This is a genomic window from Hanstruepera sp. CR43 (assembly GCF_055227665.1).
On the sequence record NZ_CP200078.1, the window covers coordinates 70,808 to 90,357 of the forward strand.

The following is a 19,550-nucleotide window of genomic DNA, read 5'->3' on the forward strand; positions in this document are numbered from 1 at the left end:
ATTAACTATAATACGGTGTAAAATTGTTAATAAAAAATCCGAAAAAACAAATAGGGAAGTCTTGCTGTCACTACTGAAATGGTTATATTAGCACGTTTACAAAACCTACACAAAATCTAATAAATTTATATATGGCAGAAGGAGAAAAATTGATTCCAATTAACATTGAAGATGAGATGAAATCAGCCTACATTGATTATTCAATGTCGGTCATTGTGTCACGTGCTTTACCTGATGTTCGAGATGGTTTAAAGCCTGTTCACAGACGTGTGTTATATGGAATGCATGAACTTGGTGTTAGATCTAATTCGGCACATAAAAAATCGGCAAGAATTGTTGGGGAAGTATTGGGTAAGTATCATCCTCATGGCGATACTTCAGTTTATGATACCATGGTCCGAATGGCGCAGGAGTGGAGCTTACGTTACATGCTTGTTGATGGTCAAGGAAACTTTGGCTCAATTGATGGCGATAGTCCCGCAGCAATGCGTTATACTGAAGCACGGATGCGTAAGATATCTGAAGACATGTTGGCAGATATCGAAAAAGAAACAGTTGACCACAAACTTAATTTTGATGATACATTACAAGAACCAACAGTTTTGCCCACACGTATTCCCGGTCTATTAGTTAATGGAGCATCGGGTATTGCTGTCGGTATGGCTACCAATATGCCGCCGCATAATTTAAGTGAAGTAGTTGACGGTACAGTTGCTTATATAGAAAACAATGATATTGATATAGATGAATTAATCACTCACGTCAAAGCTCCCGATTTTCCAACTGGAGGAACCATTTATGGTTATGATGGTGTTCGTGAAGCTTTCAAAACAGGACGCGGACGAATTGTGATGCGTGGAAAGGCAAACATTGAAGAAGTTCAGGGTCGTGAATGTATCATTGTAACAGAGATTCCTTATCAAGTGAATAAGGCAGACATGATTAAAAAAACTGCTGATCTTGTTAATGAAAAAAAATTAGAAGGTATTTCTACTATTCGAGATGAATCTGATAGAAATGGTATGCGTATCGTTTATGTTTTAAAGCGTGATGCGATTCCAAATATTGTATTAAACAAACTTTTTAAATACACGGCTTTACAATCTTCTTTTAGTGTGAATAATATTGCACTGGTTAAGGGAAGACCACAGTTATTGAATCTAAAGGATTTAATCTATCATTTTGTGGAGCATCGTCATGAAGTTGTAGTAAGACGTACAACCTATGAATTACGTAAAGCGGAAGAGCGTGCTCATATTTTAGAAGGGTTAATCATTGCTTCAGATAATATCGATGAAGTGATTGCCTTGATTCGAGCTTCATCAAATGCTGAAGAAGCCAGAGAAAAATTAATTGAACGATTTGAGCTTTCTGAAATTCAGGCCAAAGCAATCGTAGAAATGCGATTACGTCAATTAACCGGTCTCTGAGCAGGATAAATTGCGTTCAGAATATGAAGAGTTGATGAAGACCATTGAGGATTTGAAAGATATCCTTGACAAAAAGGAGCGACGTATGGATATCATCAAAACGGAACTACTTGAGGTTAAGGAAAAGTATGGTGATGAAAGACGTTCTCAAATAGAATATGCAGGAGGTGATTTGAGTATTGAGGATATGATTCCTGATGAGCAAGTAGTGATTACCATTTCGCATGCTGGATATATTAAGCGTACCTCTTTAACTGAATATAAAACTCAAAACAGAGGTGGTGTTGGACAAAAAGCGTCCACAACCCGAAATGAGGATTTCCTAGAGCATCTATTTGTTGGAACGAACCACCAGTATATGTTGTTCTTTACTCAAAAAGGTAAGTGTTTCTGGATGCGTGTTTATGAAATTCCTGAAGGCAGTAAAACTTCTAAAGGACGAGCTATTCAAAATTTGATCAATATTGAGCAGGATGATAAAGTCATGGCTTTCATCTGTACCCAGGATTTGAAGGATGAGGATTATATTAATAGTCATTATGTGATTATGGCTACCAAAAATGGTCAGGTTAAGAAAACATCTTTGGAGCAATATTCAAGACCGAGAACAAATGGTATTAATGCTATTACCATCAAAGAAGATGATGAGTTGTTGGAAGCAAAACTAACAACTGGTAACAGCCAAGTAATGTTAGCATTGAAATCTGGTAAAGCCATTCGATTTGAAGAAGCTAAAACGAGACCAATGGGACGTAATGCGTCTGGTGTTAGAGGTATAACATTGGCCAATGCTCAAGATGAAGTCATCGGAATGATTGCTATTGAAAATCCACAAGAAGAGTCTGTTTTAGTTGTTTCAGAAAAAGGCTATGGTAAGCGAACATACATTGATGATCCTGAAGATGGTGAAGCCGTTTACAGAATTACAAACCGTGGTGGAAAAGGTGTTAAAACGATTTCTATTACAGGAAAAACAGGTCACTTGGTAGCTATCAAATCAGTTACGGATGATGATGATTTAATGATTATCAATAAATCGGGCATTGCCATTAGAATGCAGGTTAACGATTTGCGTGTTATGGGAAGGGCTACCCAAGGCGTTAAGTTGATTAATCTTAAAGGAGGTGACTCCATTGCAGCTGTTGCTAAAGTGATGAAAGATGAGAATGACGAAGAAATAGTTGATGACGCGTCAGATGTGAATAATGAAAATGGCACGGCTATTGATAATGATGGCGTGAATGAAAATAATGATAATTAAATAATTTAAACATGAATAAATCGATATTATTTGTTTTGACAGTTTTGTTAAGTTCACTGTCATTTGCTCAAAAAAAAGAATTACGTGCAGCAGATAAAGCAATTAAAAGCAACAATTTCGCAGAAGCAAAAGCAGCATTAGGCCAAGCAAAAGCCATGATGTCTGAAATGGATGGCAAACAAGCATCTCAATACAATTTGTTAATGGCCGAAGCACTTTTTGCCAATGGGACAGCAAATAATGAGGATGTAAATGCAGCCATTGAGCACCTTAATAAGGTAGGTAATGATTATGCTTCTGATGCATCAATGTTTCGCCAGTCTATTGGAAATGATTTGTTGTTAAAGGGGCATTCATTATATACTGATGGGAGCTTTGTTGATGCAGCAAATAAGTTCGAGCAAGTTTATAAAGTTAAACCAAACGATACTATATATCTTTATAATTCAGCAATTAGTTCAGATAGAGGACAAGATTATGAAAAAGCATTGAATAGTTATTTAAAGTTAGATGATATGGGATATACCGGCCGAGTTAAGGAGTATTATGCCTTTAATATTGAAGAAAATAAAGAGGAGAAGTTTGAAAAAGATACTAGAGATTTGTATGTAAAGGCGGGAACCCATATAAAACCGACTGAACGTATGTCAGAATCCAAATCAGGTGAAATTGTTGAAAGAATTGCCGCTTTATATGCACACTTGGATAAAAAAGATGAAGCGATTGCTGCTATAAAAAGAGCTAGAACCAATAAACCTAACGATTCTAATTTAATTCTAACAGAAGCCGATTTACATTACAAATTAGGAAACATAGAAGAATCTACTGCTTTAATACAAGAAGCTATCAAATTGGATCCCAATAATCTGGACTTGGTTTATTATTTGGGTCAATTATCTGCCAAAAACAAAGATGTTGAAGCTGCAAAAGGGTATTATCAAAAAGTGATCGATATGGATCCTAACTACGTTGATGCATTATACGATTTGTCAAGTTTAATTTTAGAAGATGACGTATCTATTTTAGAAGAAATGAACAATTTAGGTAATTCTACAGCTGACAACAAAAAGTATGATGAATTAAAAGAGCAACGAGAAAAAAACTTTAAAAAAATAATACCATATTTAACAACAATATTAGAAGTCAAGCCAGACGATGTTGGTGTGGCTAAAACCTTAATGAGTATTTACGGAGCTCTTGGGGATTCAGAGAATCAAAAGAAAATGAAAGCCAAAGTTGAAGAGCTTGGCGGATAAGAGATGATATAATAAACAAAAAAGCACTACAATTTGTAGTGCTTTTTTTATGGTATTATTTTTTTGATTACTCTTAACTTATGAGTGTGAATCCCTTTTTCTACATTGTATATTCCTGAATGATCGAGTCTATCAATGCGAACTTTTCCGTGGGCATGAATAATAAAATTATCTTTCATGATAATACCTACATGGACAATTTGACCTTCATTGTTATCAAAAAAAGCTAAATCACCAGGATCACTTTCTTCAATGAAACTTAAGGCTTCACCTTGAGTTGCTTGTTGGGAAGCATCTCTAAAAATTTTGTAACCATTGAGCTTATAAACCATCTGGGTAAATCCAGAGCAATCGATACCAAAAGGGGTTTTTCCTCCCCATAAATAAGGAGCGTTCAGGTATAAAAAAGCTGTTGTGATTAAATGATCTTTTGAGAATTTTTTTTGAACAGCATTTCCGTCGTGGGAATGATTTAAAATGCTCAATCCATTCAAACATGATCCAATTGGTATTGGATACAGTTGATTAGCTGAATCTTTAACAAATTCAACTAAATCAGTAGATACATGAGGTTTTTCAGCATGCAAAAAATCATATTGATCTTTAGATATTTCAATATATTGTTTGTTGTCAATCCAACCTTCGTATTTGTCAAAAGCTAACCGGATTTTACTCCAAGATTTCCGTTTTTCTAGTACTTTAAAAAAATCGCCATACAATACTTGAGATACCATTTCAGAGGTATCTGAAGATTCAATCCGAAGCGGAACTATGCTTAAATTGCAAATGCCGTATTGCATGAACTAACTGTGGTTAATTTCTTTTTATTACCATAGCAGAAGCACCACCACCGCCATTACATATTGCTGCGGCACCAATTTTAGCATTATTCTGCTCTAAAACATTTAATAACGTAATCAAAATTCTAACACCAGAACAACCAAGAGGGTGTCCTAATGAAACGGCACCACCATTGACATTAACATTGGAATCATTAAGACCTAAAATTTTCATATTGGCTAAACCAACGACAGAAAAAGCTTCATTAAACTCAAAGTAATCCACATCATCAATTGTAATTCCAGCTTTGTCGAGCGCTTTAGGAAGTGCTTTGGCTGGAGCTGTTGTAAACCATTCCGGTTCATGTGCAGCATCGGCATAGCCTGTTATGGTTGCTAAAGGTTTTAATCCAAGTTCTTCGGCTTTTTCTCTACTCATTAATACCATAGCACCTGCACCATCATTAATGGTTGAAGCATTTGCGGCTGTTACTGTCCCTTCTTTTGTAAAAGCCGGACGTAGTGCAGGTATTTTTTCTATTTTGACATTAGTGTACTCCTCATCTTTTGAAATAACCAATGCATCCCCTCGTCTTTGAGGTACTTCAACAGGTACCACTTCATTATCAAATTTACCTGATTCCCATGCTGCTGCTGAACGCTCATAAGATTGAATCGCAAATGCATCTTGTTCCTCTCTGGAAAAATTGTATTCCACAGCACAGGCATCTGCACAGACACCCATAGCGTTTTGGTCGTAAGCATCAACCAGACCATCTTTTTGCATGCCATCAATCAATGTTGCAGGACCAAATTTGGTACCATTTCTGGCGTGCAAATAATGAGGAATTAAACTCATATTTTCCATACCTCCTGCAACAATGATGTCCGTATCACCCAAAGCAATACTTTGAGCGCCTTGCATAACGGCTTTCATTCCTGAAGAACATACTTTATTGACTGTGGTGCAAGGCACCGTATTTGGGATTCCTGCGTAAATAGCTGCTTGTCTTGCTGGAGCTTGACCAGTTCCAGCCTGAACGACATTACCCATTAATACCTCCTGAACCAACTCAGGTTTTAAGTTTATTTTGCTTAAAGCGCCTTTTATGGCAATAGCTCCTAACCGGGGAGCTGGAATTGTAGATAATGAACCTAAAAAACTACCGATTGGAGTTCGTGCAGCAGAGACAATAACAACTTCTTTACTCATTTTGTGTGGGTTTAATTTTTATAGGCGCAAAATTAATCATTTTTTCATAGAATCTAGAATGATTGATACATTATACTTGCACAATTAACGGTGATATTTTTATTACATTTGACATTATAAAGCTATAGAATGAAAGACTTCATTAATTTATTATACAGAAACCATTCCTTGGGTTATAAGTTATTGTTGTTTATTAGTACGACCTTCCTTATAGTTTATCTGTTTCCCAAAAGCGGTAAGTTTAAATATAATTTTGAAAGAGGTAAACCCTGGCAATCTGAAAGCTTGCAGGCTCCCTTTGATTTTGCTATTAAAAAAACAGATGCTGAAATCAATTCCGAAAAGCAAGCTATTAAGGATAATGCCACACTGTTTTTTGATTTAGATGATAAGGTTTATGAAAGAGTGTTGGGCAATTATAAATCTGAATTTCAAAATGTATTTCCTGACACATTGGATGTTGCCACAAGTGCATTATTCTTTGAGCATGGTGAGCAAATAATTAATAGACTTTATTCCAAAGGCATTTTAGGTGATGACTATAATTTTTCAGGAGACAGAAATATTATTATCCTTAACAATAAAATTGAAAAGGAGCGAACTCAGTTTTCACAATTATTAAAGCAAAACCAGCTTACATCCATTATTGATAACAGTTTGTTAGATGACACCTTTAAGGGTTTCAAGACAGATTTTGTATCGTTGTTCTATGATGTTATTGAGCCCAATATTACTTTCAATAAGTTGTTTACAGACCGGGTTATTCAAAGTGAGCTTGACAAAGTGGCCTATACAAGAGGTAGCATTGAACGCGAAACCTTAATTATATCAAAAGGAGAGGTTGTTGAGGGCGATAAATTCCAGATTTTAAAATCGCTTGAAGCAGAATATGAATCTCAAGTCTGGACAGACTCCAACTACTATTGGGTCATTGGAGCCTATACACTGTTGGTTTCATTAGCACTTTTGATGCTTTTGCTATTTATTAAAAAGTATAGACCTGAAGTTTTTGAAAATAACACCAAGGTCACTTTTATTTTCTTCAATGTGTTTTTGATGATTTTCATTACAACATTGGTGGTAAACTACAACTCAAAATACGTCTATGTAGTTCCCATATGTATTTTACCATTGGTTTTAAAGGCTTTCTTTGATGCCAGACTTGGTTTGTTTGCCCATGTTATTACGGTTTTACTTTTAGGCTTTATTGTGTCTAATAGTTATGAATATATGTTTTTGCAGATTATAGCAGGAATTGTCACTATTTTGACCGTTTCGGAGTTGTATAAACGCGCTAATTTATTCATATCTGTTGGACAAATAACTCTTATTTACATTGTTGCTTACTTCGCTTTTTTTGTTATTCATGAAGGTAGTGTAGATACACTGAAATGGGAAACATTCGGGTTGTTTATCTTGTGTGGTTTAGCTACACTTTTTGTTCAGCCTCTAATATATGCCTATGAAAAATTATTTGGATTGGTTTCTGATGTCTCATTGTTGGAACTATCAGATACCAATACCAAACTCTTAAAGGAGCTTTCAAATAAAGCTCCAGGAACATTTCATCATTCATTAAATGTTGCAAACCTTGCAGAGGCAGCAGCCAACGAAATAGGCGCCAATGCCATGTTGGTTAGGGTAGGTGCTTTGTATCATGACATTGGTAAGATGAAAAACCCTACTTATTTTACTGAAAATCAATCGACAGGAATCAATCCGCATGATGAGTTATCCTCACGAGAGAGTGCTTCAATCATTATTAATCATGTAATCAATGGTATTGGAATTGCCCGTAAAAATAATTTACCAGATAGGATTATAGATTTTATCCGGACGCATCATGGAACCAGTGTGGTCTATTATTTTTATAAAAAAGAAAAAGAAATTAATGCAGATTTAGACGTTTCTGAATTTGAATATCCTGGACCAAAACCTTTCAGTAAAGAAACAGCGATCTTAATGATGTGTGATAGTGTTGAGGCAGCATCTAAAAGTTTAAAAGAGCCAACATCATCAAAAATTGATGTCTTTGTTGAAAACATTATCAATAAGCAAATGAATGATGGTCAGTTCTTAAACGCCAACATTACATTCAAGGAAATACAGTCCATAAAAAAAGTATTGAAGCATAAGTTAGCTAACATATATCATTTGCGAATTGAATATCCCGAATAAAATTATTCAGATTTCTTACTTATTGAATTTAGTTAGTACTTCATAACTCTCTAAATGCCCTTTTTTATTATATGTCTCCTCTTTAACTACTCCCACACCTTCAGCAATCCATATTTTTGATGTGGTATGTTTTGTTATCAACATTTTTATTTCATTTTTAGCCGTTATGATAATGCAACCAAATGTCCCTGCGGGAACGGTAATCTGTTCTTTACCAACAACTTTTCTGTCAGTTGAATTGGCACCAAAACTCATATTGATATCACCAGCATGGAAATCCATTTTCATATTTGAGTCTGGCAAATCTTGCCCAACAGTTAGGTTATTCGGCGTAAAAGGGTTTGTACCTGTTATTTCTGACTCAATATCTGAATTGGTTTGAGTGGCTTCAATTCTGTTTTTTAACAAGGTATTTAGATCAATAGTAGTACCCTTGCCATCACAGCTTATAGTATATTCTGAATTTAAACTTTCTTTACCATTTTTATCTGTAGTAATAGAGCTAATGGTTGCTGTTTCAGTAGAACCATTTTTTTGGAAATTGATAACTGTGTTAGTAATTACAGATTCCAATCTATCTTTCTTGTCATACTTTGTCAGCTCATAAGTTGTTCCTTTGGACATTGGGTAGTAGTCACTACAGGATTGAGCTTGTGCAAATGAAAATGTCGTTAAAATTAAGATGAAGGCAACAATGTTAGATATTTGTTTCATGATATAATAATTTAATTGGTTGTTTTTTGTCTAATTTATTAAGATAAATTACGTACCTAAATTAATAAAAAAAATAACAAAAAAGCTAAAACTATTGCCCTGAAGGTTGGTTTCGGAGTTAGAAACAAAAAAGCCTTAACATAATAAGTTAAGGCTTTAAGTGATCGCGACAGGATTCGAACCTGTGACCGTCTGCTTAGAAGGCAGATGGGCACATGTTCTAATGCGCGATCTTTATTAACCTTATCAATTCCAGAGAAGCAATGTGCAAATAATGTGCAAAACTTAACCTGATTGTATAATATATTAATTTTCGACGCCTCTTTCAAGTTTTCCGAAATTATCTGTTGGATAAAGCCACTTGTTTTTTGTGGCTATCGGATAATTATTTTCTTTTTGATTAATCATGTGTCTTCTCTTAAAAAGACATGATAATCTTCTAGCTAAATAGTTGGAAATCATTTCTCTCAAATTTTCTGGTTGTAATTTAGTAAAAAAGTATGGTATGCGTAAAGTATGTGTAGCGTATTATAAAGTTTTACCGTGTAAAGCTTATAATTAAGCTACTCATACTGGTAAAACAAATAGCTCGTTACAATTTAGACATAAATTGTAATGTGCTATTAAAAGCGTTGGAGAGCGGCTATTTTACATAATGTGGTTATGGCTTACAGCTCTGCTGTACCATAACTATTACATTATGTAAATATAGCTTTGGTTTAGATTGAAATTAATAAGGCGGGGTTACCGAATCTTTCTTTTTAAGCAAGGGGGTGTTTGTTGGTAGTAGTCTTATGTATTTAGAAAAAATTTTAATATCATTTACTTCATAAGGTCATCAAATGAATCAGGTCGAATAGGTTCATAACCATCATTAAGTCCAGAATTATTTACTTCATCATCAGAATGCTTGTTTTTTAACAATTCTAGTTCTTTCTCTAATTTATCAATTCTTAATGCATATTCTCTAACACAAGACCTTTCAAACTTTAATGATTTAGACATCTCATCGTATTTAATAGCACTCTCAAGTTCAGCTTCCTTATCTCTTATTGGTAATGTCATCATGGCAAGAACATATCCAAATGAAAGGCAAGCAACAGGGACTAAAACAGATCCAATAGCATCCATACAAAATATTTTTTAATTAAATTAAACAACTAAAATTTTAGATTCTTTTTAAATTTTATTTTCATTAAATAGTTAAATATACCACAACTACAATTCAGCAATTTCATTTATGTTTAATAGAACTGTTAAATTAATTAATTCTAAAGCAAAGATGAAGTTATAGCAATATTAATTCTATTTACTAAAGTTAATTATTTTAATCAAATCGGTAAAAATAGACCTGTTAATTATACACCTTATTTGTTGGTCACAAGTTAAATTATAGAAATTCACTTTTTGTATTATGATAAAGTGGGGTAGGTAAGTGCTGTGTTATTTTGCTTCACTGGAGCATCCGACCTCACACACAAAGGTCTGGGATGCGACTAGTTGTAACATATTAAGTTATTTTCTAGGCTACAATGGCATTATTATTAATCAAATCAATGATTTTAACAATTTTTGTTACGTCTGCATCATTTTCAAATACACCAATTAGGCCTTGATCATTAAGGTCTGTAAATGGTGGTTCAAAGAGCATTTGTTTATCTATGGTACCGTTCTTGGTGAGATATGACATTATTGTCCTAACAAAAGTGATCTGATCTGCTCTTAAATTGCCTGTTTGTAAGAAATCTGCAAACGCTTCATTTACAGTTTGCTCATTTAGTCCTGTAATACTTCGGATAAAGCTTCCTAATGGCTGTTCGCCATACTGTTTAATGAAATCTTCTTTAGTACCGGCCACACTTTCCGTGAATAGTATTTTTTCTAATTGATTGAGCTCTGCTTTAGTAATAGCTATATTATTACAGAGCTTATTTATTGTCAAATGGTTCTTGTTTTTACGAATATAACTTTCAACTCTATCCTTGTAAGACTGCAGGCTAACGTATGTATTTACAGGCTCTCTTGATGTGATGTTGTCTAAATCAATTTCATCCTCAAAATTAGTGTATACCGGATCTTGTTTTTCTATTTCAAGATATTTAATTAGTTCACGTAGTGCTACCCTTAATTCTTCAAGTTTTTTAATATTAATAGTGCTCCAGTATTGTTCTGTCTGCACATTTTTAATTAATGTTATGTGCTGTGCGACCTGTGGAATATTATCTTTCTTTTGTAAAGCTGCGGCTGTCCTGAAAATCTTGCTCATGTATTTTCCTGTATTTCCAGATTCGTTGAGCAACAATATTTGATAAATAAGCACTAACATATCAAAACGTCTAGCTAATTCATCATCATTCTTATTTGCAGGCTGTAAATTTGACAAATGCGTGTTTATTTCTTGCACATCACTTTTTGATAGATTAAACCATTTTGATTTATTGCTATACTCTTTAACATACCTCAATTCTTTTCGCACCACAAACCTATTTTCATCTAGATTTTTAATACTACCATGAAGCTCATCTAAATACTTATTTCTAATTTCTACTTGCTCATTTGTTTTTTCTGGAATGTCTGCTACAAGTTGTGTGACCTTTAGTTTAGCTTCAAATATTTGTTGTAATAAAGGCTTATCATTTGAAGCATTTGCACCATCTGGATACTCATCAAAAAATTCAAAGTTTTGGCAGTAATCAAATATTAAAAATTCCTTTTTATCCTGATCTGGACCGAATAAATCTGGGCATAACCGTGTGCCTCTTCCTATCATTTGCCAAAATTTAGAAGCACTACGCACTAATTTAAAAAACACCAAATTTACTACTCTCGGTGCATCAACACCTGTATCCATCATATCTACAGATACCGCTATTTGTGGTTCTTGTTCCTGATAAGGGTCGACAAACTTTTCCAGTAAATCCTGTGCTTTAGTTTCGTAATTATCAATTACACGTAAAAACTTACCACCATATTCTGGATAGTTTTTATTAAAGCGTTCTTCAATAAAGACTGCATGCTTATGATTCTTTGCGAAAATGATGGTCTTGCCAAGTTTATCACCACCACTTACTTTAATACCATCATTCATAAGGTGTTCCAATACTTTATCAACAGTATCTGTGTTAAATAACCATTTGTTAAGCGCACCACTACTGATTGTATCAGGTGCTTCTTCATTGGTTGGATCACCAAATTTTTCTTCATACTCTAGCTTTTCAGTTTCTGATAATTCATGGTACTTAATTCCTTCTCTTTGGAATTTTAGTGGTACACTAATAGCTTTTGGTGGTACTAGATAACCATCATTAACAGCTCTATCCAATTCGTAGGCAAATGTTGGATTATCATCTTCAATACCAAATAGGCCATAGGTGTTATGGTCAATATCCTTTTTTGGTGTTGCTGTTAAACCTAATAGCATGGCATCAAAATATTCAAATATGGCTCTGTATTTCTGATATACAGAACGATGGGCTTCATCAATGATGATTAAATCGAAATGACCTACACCATAGAAGCGTTGATCATCTGTCTTTACTTTATCAATCTTATTGATTATGGTTGGATATGTTGAAAACACCAGCCTTGTTTTACTATCTTCTTTTTCTTTGGTTAAATCTATGGCTGAAAGCTCTGGTAAATGTTCTCTAAAGGCATTTTTAGCCTGTGTTACTAATGCATTTCTATCAGCAAGAAACAACACCCGTTTAGCCCAATTGCATTTGGTAAACATATCTACAATAGCTGTTGCAGTTCTGGTCTTACCTGATCCTGTAGCCATAACTAGTAAGCTCTCTCGTCGGGCACCTCTTAATTTACCATTTGGTGCATCAACCACTATATTTTCTGCAACTCTTTGAATAGCTTCCAATTGGTAATCTCTACCTGCAATATTAGTGTTAACCTTAAATTTTCTTGGGTCTTTTCTTGTTGTTCTTCTATCAATGAGTAATTGTAACTCATTTTGGGTGTAAAAGCCTTGTATTTCTCGATCAGTGTAGAATGTATCATCCCAAATAAAGGTTTCAAAACCATTGGTATAAAATATTATAGGCCTTTGGGTGTATGATTGTTCTAAACAATCGGCATACAATTCAGCTTGATGTCTACCTTTTCTAGCATCTGCCATGGTTTTTTTAGCTTCCACAACAGCTAAAGGCTTACCATCTTTACCCCAGAGAACATAATCAACATATCCTACACCAGATGGATTAGTACTAACAGGCATACCAGATATCTCATATTCCAAATCTTTACCATCTTTTAGGTTTTCCCAACCTGCTTCTTTAAGCAATACATCAATGTAAAGCTTACGTGTAACTGATTCTGGAATTAAAGTTGGTATTACCTCATCTGGGTCTTTAACCTTTTCACGTTTAACTCGACGTTGCTTATTAGCTATTTGTTGTGCTTTTAACTGCTTTTTAAGTAGTTCAATTTCGTTAGCCTGTTCTTCCAGCTTTTTACGTTCTAGTTGCTCTTTTTCCCTTCTCTGGTCTAACTGACGCTCTATGTTTTGCAGTTCTTTAAGCGTGGCTTTATGTTCATTACCATCTGGTATAATCCCCATGGTAAACGTTGGAATCTTAATATCTTCTTCGCTGTAGTACAAGCCTATAAAGCTTAAAAAACGAAACAGGTTTTTAATACTGGCAATTGACTGATCGTGCGAAATGGATTTACCATGAGCACCTGCATTACCATTGAGGCGAATTAGGTTAATCTCCCTAAACATGGAAGGCTTAATGATTTCCCTAAAACACTGGGCGTGTATTAAACTGGATAGCTTGGTATCATAAGGCCATTCCAAATCTACATCATTATCATACAGCCATTGTACGGCTTTTTCTAAAGCACTACGAGCAATTAAAGCACTTGCTTTGGGCGAAGTTAAAGTAAGCTGTTCAGCTTCTTTAGCTTCCTTATAGATGGCTGGCCATTGCTTATGTAGAAATTGAAAATTACTCATTAACTTAAACTAATATCTCGTTATATCTCGTTTTTCTGCAGATATATAGTGTTTTTTGTATCCTTGATCCAATAATTTTCCATCAAAATTTACTTTATAATGAGATTCATATACAATTTTAAATGAATCTAGAAAAAACTGCTCGGTTTCATACAATTTCCTATTGGATGATGCTTGATTCCCATCCAAACTATTGTATGTGAAAAATCCAACTAGTTCAAGTAGATGACATGGAATATTTATTACTTTAATATTGTTATGCAAAGGCCATGTCCAATCATTTTCAGTTAAAATATCTGGCTCATACGAATCTATTGAATAATGGTCCAATCCTAAATTTATTTTTATAAGAGCATATTCATTGCCATTTTCAATTTCACGTATTTGAGTGTTAATTACTGCGTTAATAATATCTAATTTGTTTGTTCTTAAAACGCAAATACCTTTATTATCTGGTCTCAAACCTTGAAACCTAATTTTTTCCCAATTTATTGCTGGTGTAATATGGTAAAAGGTACCGTTTTCATTTAAGTAATTTCTCATAATATATTCTCTTGAAATTCATTACGTTATTGCAATTGTAAGAACCTTGTTTTCTAATTTACCATTCATCTTCATCATTTTGTTTGCAATCGGTACAAAGTCCGCGGTAAACATAATATTCAAACGCACCACAACGCGAGCATGTGTTTTCTAAATAATTTTTACAATCTTCACAATAATCATCATACTCATCTTTTGAATAACCACATCTGGGACACGTACTATCAGCTACGTCATTTTCTAGATAATAGCCATCATCAAATGAACATGCTGGACCTGTAATTTGAATTTCAAATTCTCTGCCATCATATAATGTAATTTCACAATATCCATTATCATTTAATTCTTCTGATGAAAACTCGCTACTATCAAGCCAGCCGCTCGAAAAAGATATTTTAACCACTTCATTATATTCAACATCTACATTTAAAGTGTAGTTGTTACTGAAACCAGTTTTTGGGTTGTAGTAATCCACATCAGCGCAATATGTGTCATCTGGATAAGCTTCCTCATCATCTTCATAATAACTACTTTTAGAATTATTATAACTATTTGAACTAGAAGTGTTCTTTTTGCATGATTGCAACGCAAATACTAATAAAATTGCAATAAGTAATGTTTTTGTTTTCATATTAATTCTCCTTTAAATGCCTTTTGTAATAGGCTGTTAAACAATTCATCTGCTTTATTCAGTTCTTGCTGTGCTATTGCTTTTTGGACTTCAATTGCTTTAACTCGTTCTGCAAATTGTATTTGAAGGTCATAAGGTGTGAACATTATTTCCAATTCTGCTAAAGTCCCAACATTTAAGCCTGGTTGTGCTGCACCTGTAGCATATTTGTTCAAGTTTATCATATCTAACATGTGGTAAAGCCATAACGTTTTGTATTCCATAATAGGTGTGCAAACAATTGCATGCTCTGTAGCATGAAATTTGCCATTTACCATCTTAACGTTACCACACAAAGCTCCTTGTCTTCCTATTAAAATAAATTCTCCCTCATGCGTGAATGATTTAACAAATCCTCTCAAACCATTTCCTCCATAACACGAATATAAGTCAGTACTTTGTTGAGGATGTATTTCTGATGCTTTTATAAATTTCCCAGCTTTCATGCTAGAAACAAGACCTAACTTTTTACTTTCCCAACCATTCGGATTAGTAACAGGATCCCCAAACATATCCAGAAATAGGGATTGAGTTAGCGCATCATATTTAGCTATAAGTGCTTTTGTCTTTTGCCTATAGGCATCTGCGGTATCTAATATATTGGCTATTTGTTTTTGTTGGTCTATTGGTGGTAGTGGAAGCTTTACTCTTGATACGGTTTTAAAATTAATAGCAGACATTGATGTACTTTGTGAAGCATGAAGTAATTGTCTTTGAACCGAATTACTCCAAAGAGCCCTGTAAAGAAAATCACCATTAACAAGATTTTTATCATAATTTACCTTGAACATATTGTTCGCAAGAACACCTTCAAGTCCTCTACCTACAAAACCTACAGCACCGTATCTCACCATTATAATATCGTCAGCATTTACATGATACTTTTGATTCTGTTTTGGTATGTATCTAAAATCTTGAGAGTTTTGAGTATAATTTACTATTCTTAAAAAAGTATCAGAATTTTCAAATTGTTCAGTTTTCTGATCTGGTATAGAAACTTGTTGACCTTGACTAAAGCTAGCTATTTCTCCTAATTGTACCATTTTCATCGTAACATCTCTTTTAAAGTAGTTAAAGCCTCATATCGTTCTTTATTTAGTAATTCTATATCCTTAATAATGGTTGCAGGTGCATCGTACTCAATTTCATCATAAACAATCTCCTTATAGCGATTGATAGATAAATCCCAATCATTTTCCTTAATCTCATCAAAAGGTACCAAGAAGCTCTTTTCAGTTCTAGCTCGTTCCAGTTCACCTTGCATGTTATGATACCTAGATAGGATCTCTGGAATATCATTTTCCTTAATCTGTGAACGCTTATCATCTAAACTATACCCATCGGCCTGCATATCATAGAACCAAACCTTGTCTGTTCCTCCTGTTCCTGTTTTTGTAAAGAACAGCACCGCAGTACTTACACCTGCATAAGGTTTAAAAACACCACTAGGCATAGAAATAACCGCATCTAGTTTATGATTTTCAATAATTTCTTGTCTTATTTGTTTATGTGCTTTAGAACTACCAAATAGCACGCCATCTGGTACGATTACTGCACATCTACCACCTGTTTTAAGCATACGAAGCATCAATGCTAAAAATAGCAATTCGGTCTTTTTAGACTTGACCATTTTAAGTATTGAACCTTCCACCACATCATAATCCAAAGCACCTTTAAATGGCGGATTGGCTAATATTAGTGAGTACTGATTTCTAATGTCTGCCAAACTCTCACCAAGAGCATTGTTTTTCATCAAATTTGGGCTATCAATACCATGTAATTGCAAGTTCATAGCACCAATACGCACCATAGTATCATCTATTTCAATACCATTAAACATGTCATTATTAAAATGGTCTCTAAAGTCTTTATCTAAAAACCAATCGTTATGGTTATCTCGGTAATATTCGCTAGCCGTTACTAAAAATCCTGCTGTTCCTGCAGATGGATCGCAGATTATATCATCTTTTTTAGGTTGTACAATATCAACCATCATCCTTATAATATGGCGTGGTGTTCTAAATTGTCCGTTAGTACCTGCTGACGCAATTTTAGACAGCATGTACTCATAGAGATCACCTTTGGTATCTCTATCTTTCATATCAATGGCATCAATGAGTTGAACTACCTGATCAAGTAGTTTGGGCGTTGCTATAATAAAGTTGGCGTTCTTCATAAAATCAGCAAAAATGCCTGCTTTATGCCCAACTTGTTTCATATGATCAAAGACTGTCATGCCTTCCACTGAAGGCCTTGTAAACAGCTCGAACATGCTTTCTGGGTCTTTATTCTTGAAAGAGCTCCAGCGAAGCTCCTTTTGATCTGGTGTGAACAATGCATTTTGTATTGGAATACCTACTGTATTAGCTTTCTTTTCTTCTAATAGCTGTCGTTCATCCAATCTGCGTAAAAATAGTAGGTAAGTAAATTGTTCTATTACTGTTAGTGGGTTTGATATTCCGCCAGACCAGAATGTATCCCATATTTTATCGACTTTTGATTTGAGTTCGCCTGTGATCATTTAAAATAATGTAGTTTAAGTTGGTTTTAATAGAACGTCTAAAATAACATAGTTGAATGGTAATTTCTAGAAATTTGGCGTTTTTATGTGAAAAATAGTATCAAATTTTAGATGAATTCATCAAATTGAAAATTTAAACTCTCAAAAAAAAGCCTGTTTTATTGAGAATAATGCAATTCCGTTTTTTGAAATGTTAAAAAAGGGGTCAAAATAGGCCAAAATACGACCTATTTTTAGCTATATCATGCAAGTAAAATTTTTATTGAGAATTTCGCAAAAGTGTTGTATAGCATTGGATTTCAATGGTTTTAGACGTACTTTCACTGCTTCAAGGGAAGTAATATGTTGGTGGTAATTTCCAATGAAAAAAAATGCTTCACTCAATACTAAAAAATGGCACTTCAGAACAATAAAATTCAAAATGACGACATCAAAATTGGTGATAAGTACAGATTAAATGATGTTTTAAGAACAGATAAAAAACAGCGCACCATAAAACAGCTTATTGATGAATCACCATTGTATTTATGGAATAAAATTCACTCAAAACATAGTAACGTATCACTTGTAAGAAATGCATATGCCTTACTAAAAGCAAAAGTTGGGGCAAAAAGGCCTGATTGGGTTTCAAAAGTAGAAAAACAGCATTTACACCACAAAACTAAAAAGATGCTACGAGTTGCCCTTAAAGATGGTACAGCAGGGCTTCCGGGAAGTAGATTTAAAAAAATAGCTTCCCGAAAGATTGAAAAGTAACTTATTTTATATCAATAACTTCCTGATGCATGGCATCTATTTTATTTGTATCAAATGCGTCCAAATAAATTGCTGTTGTCCTATTTCCGTAAGAATGGCCTAATGCTTCTGCAATGAGCTCATTTGAGTAACCCAATTGTTTTGCAATATTGGCAAATGAGTACCTACTACTATAGGTTGTAATAGTTATTTCACATTGTAATTCCAGAGAAAAACGTTTTAGATACTTATTAGTAGTCTTTATCCACTGTTTAATAATCTTTTTAGCTTCTAAACTGTCCTCAATAATGTTGTTAGGCAAAATAGGTAACAAATAATCTTGATCTTTTTGATGTAAACGATTTACAATTGATTTTGCCTGACTAAATAGTTTAATATTATACTGTTTATGTGTTTTACGTCTTGTATAATGTATTCTGTTATTTATGATGTTAGAATGCTTTAAATATGCCATGTCTGTAAATGATATACCCCTTAAATAGAAGCTTAACATAAAGTAATTTAACGACCTATAATGTTGCGAATCATTAACTATATCTAGTTTGTTGAGCTTTTGAATAACAGCTTTAGAAATAGCCTTATTTTCAGTTCTCTGGGACTTGATGCTAATATCATAAAATGGATAGTTGGATCTATCAACAATCTTATGCTTAATAGCCTTATTATAGATGGCTCTAATTGTCCTGAAGTAGTTGGAAATGCTATTTTGTTTAAGGCCTTGTAGCTGTAAGTGGTGTCTATATTTATCCAGAAGTTTATAATCTATATCTGTAAACAATATATCCTTGTTACAAAAGGTTAAAAAGCTGTTCATTGCTGTACGATAAACTATGGCGTTACCAGTTTTGTTCGTAGCAAGCATTTGATCTATTAAATTTTGTGCAAACTTTTTAAATGTTAATGAACTGTTTGGTGGATTACCTTTGATGATATTTCTTAATTTTTCAATTGTAAAATCATTGTCAAGTGTTAGAATAGCTTTCTCAATTTTAAAGTAATCTTTTAATAGTTTTAAGTTTAGCAATTTAGCATTTGGGTGCTGTTTTGAAATTCTAGAATGTTCGTCATCCCAGTAGCTTTCAATAATTGATGTACCTGAATTAATAGTGTACACTTTCTTGTAATGTGTAATACGATAAATAATGTTGTAAGTACCATCAGACTTTGCTCTTCTGGTGTCTAGTGTAGTTTTTACATTTGCCATAATTTGGAAGTGTTATGGTCAAGTTGTGCAAACTATGTGCAAAAATAATGGCTGAT

At 33.9% G+C, this 19,550-nt stretch carries 13 protein-coding genes, 1 tRNA gene and 1 pseudogene; 4 read left to right on the plus strand and 11 right to left on the minus strand.

All coding sequences use genetic code 11. From position 1 onward, the window contains the following. Window positions 1-131: 131 nt before the first annotated feature. Window positions 132-2,691: pseudogene (gene gyrA / locus ACKXGU_RS00235) on the plus strand (DNA gyrase subunit A). 11 nt (window positions 2,692-2,702) lie between these two features. Continuing rightward, entirely contained in the window at window positions 2,703-3,947 is a 1,245-nt protein-coding gene (locus tag ACKXGU_RS00240; protein WP_463466078.1) for a tetratricopeptide repeat protein, read from the plus strand. A 47-nt stretch (window positions 3,948-3,994) separates the two neighbouring features. Here the strand turns inward: ACKXGU_RS00240 and ACKXGU_RS00245 are convergent, their stop codons facing one another. Both ACKXGU_RS00245 and ACKXGU_RS00250 read right to left on the minus strand, forming a co-directional pair. Then, the gene (locus ACKXGU_RS00245) at window positions 3,995-4,747 is read right to left on the minus strand and encodes a C40 family peptidase (protein WP_463466079.1); all 753 of its coding nucleotides are present in this window, start codon (window positions 4,745-4,747) and stop codon (window positions 3,995-3,997) included. 13 nt (window positions 4,748-4,760) lie between these two features. Next, on the minus strand, window positions 4,761-5,939 hold the full coding sequence (locus ACKXGU_RS00250; RefSeq protein ID WP_463466080.1) for an acetyl-CoA C-acyltransferase: 1,179 nt from the start codon (window positions 5,937-5,939) through the stop codon (window positions 4,761-4,763). Window positions 5,940-6,068: 129 nt separating this feature from the next. On the opposite strand from ACKXGU_RS00250, the gene ACKXGU_RS00255 reads away from it, so the two are divergent. Beyond that, window positions 6,069-8,117: an HD family phosphohydrolase gene (locus ACKXGU_RS00255; RefSeq protein ID WP_463466081.1), complete on the plus strand. Its 2,049-nt coding sequence runs from the start codon at window positions 6,069-6,071 to the stop codon at window positions 8,115-8,117. A 15-nt stretch (window positions 8,118-8,132) separates the two neighbouring features. Here ACKXGU_RS00255 and ACKXGU_RS00260 read toward each other — a convergent pair whose 3' ends face one another. The 8 genes from ACKXGU_RS00260 to ACKXGU_RS00295 form a co-directional block, all read right to left on the minus strand. Continuing rightward, on the minus strand, window positions 8,133-8,831 hold the full coding sequence (locus ACKXGU_RS00260; protein ID WP_463466082.1) for a TapB family protein: 699 nt from the start codon (window positions 8,829-8,831) through the stop codon (window positions 8,133-8,135). Window positions 8,832-8,992: 161 nt separating this feature from the next. Then, a tRNA-OTHER gene (locus ACKXGU_RS00265) sits at window positions 8,993-9,064 on the minus strand. A gap of 589 nt (window positions 9,065-9,653) precedes the next feature. Next, entirely contained in the window at window positions 9,654-9,962 is a 309-nt protein-coding gene (locus ACKXGU_RS00270; RefSeq protein WP_463466083.1) for a hypothetical protein, read from the minus strand. 391 nt (window positions 9,963-10,353) lie between these two features. Then, the gene (locus ACKXGU_RS00275; RefSeq protein ID WP_463466084.1) at window positions 10,354-13,800 is read right to left on the minus strand and encodes a DEAD/DEAH box helicase family protein; all 3,447 of its coding nucleotides are present in this window, start codon (window positions 13,798-13,800) and stop codon (window positions 10,354-10,356) included. A 9-nt stretch (window positions 13,801-13,809) separates the two neighbouring features. Further along, a complete protein-coding gene (locus ACKXGU_RS00280; RefSeq protein ID WP_463466085.1) occupies window positions 13,810-14,343 on the minus strand; it encodes a hypothetical protein in 534 nt (177 codons plus the stop codon). 58 nt (window positions 14,344-14,401) lie between these two features. Further along, entirely contained in the window at window positions 14,402-14,974 is a 573-nt protein-coding gene (locus tag ACKXGU_RS00285; protein ID WP_463466086.1) for a hypothetical protein, read from the minus strand. Next, complete coding sequence (locus ACKXGU_RS00290; protein ID WP_463466087.1) at window positions 14,971-16,062, minus strand: restriction endonuclease subunit S; 1,092 nt, start codon at window positions 16,060-16,062, stop codon at window positions 14,971-14,973. Before ACKXGU_RS00290 ends, ACKXGU_RS00285 begins: the two co-directional genes overlap by 4 nt. Continuing rightward, window positions 16,059-17,534, minus strand: a complete 1,476-nt coding sequence (locus tag ACKXGU_RS00295) for a type I restriction-modification system subunit M (RefSeq protein ID WP_463466088.1) — start codon at window positions 17,532-17,534, stop codon at window positions 16,059-16,061. The genes ACKXGU_RS00290 and ACKXGU_RS00295 overlap by 4 nt, the downstream gene beginning before the upstream one ends. 393 nt (window positions 17,535-17,927) lie before the next feature. On the opposite strand from ACKXGU_RS00295, the gene ACKXGU_RS00300 reads away from it, so the two are divergent. Continuing rightward, window positions 17,928-18,290 carry a hypothetical protein gene (locus ACKXGU_RS00300; protein ID WP_463466089.1) on the plus strand — a complete coding sequence of 121 codons (363 nt, stop codon included), beginning with the start codon at window positions 17,928-17,930 and terminating at the stop codon, window positions 18,288-18,290. A gap of 1 nt (window position 18,291) precedes the next feature. On the opposite strand, the gene ACKXGU_RS00305 is transcribed toward ACKXGU_RS00300, so the two are convergent. Next, a complete protein-coding gene (locus tag ACKXGU_RS00305) occupies window positions 18,292-19,494 on the minus strand; it encodes a phage integrase SAM-like domain-containing protein (protein ID WP_463466090.1) in 1,203 nt (400 codons plus the stop codon). Window positions 19,495-19,550: the final 56 nt, after the last annotated feature.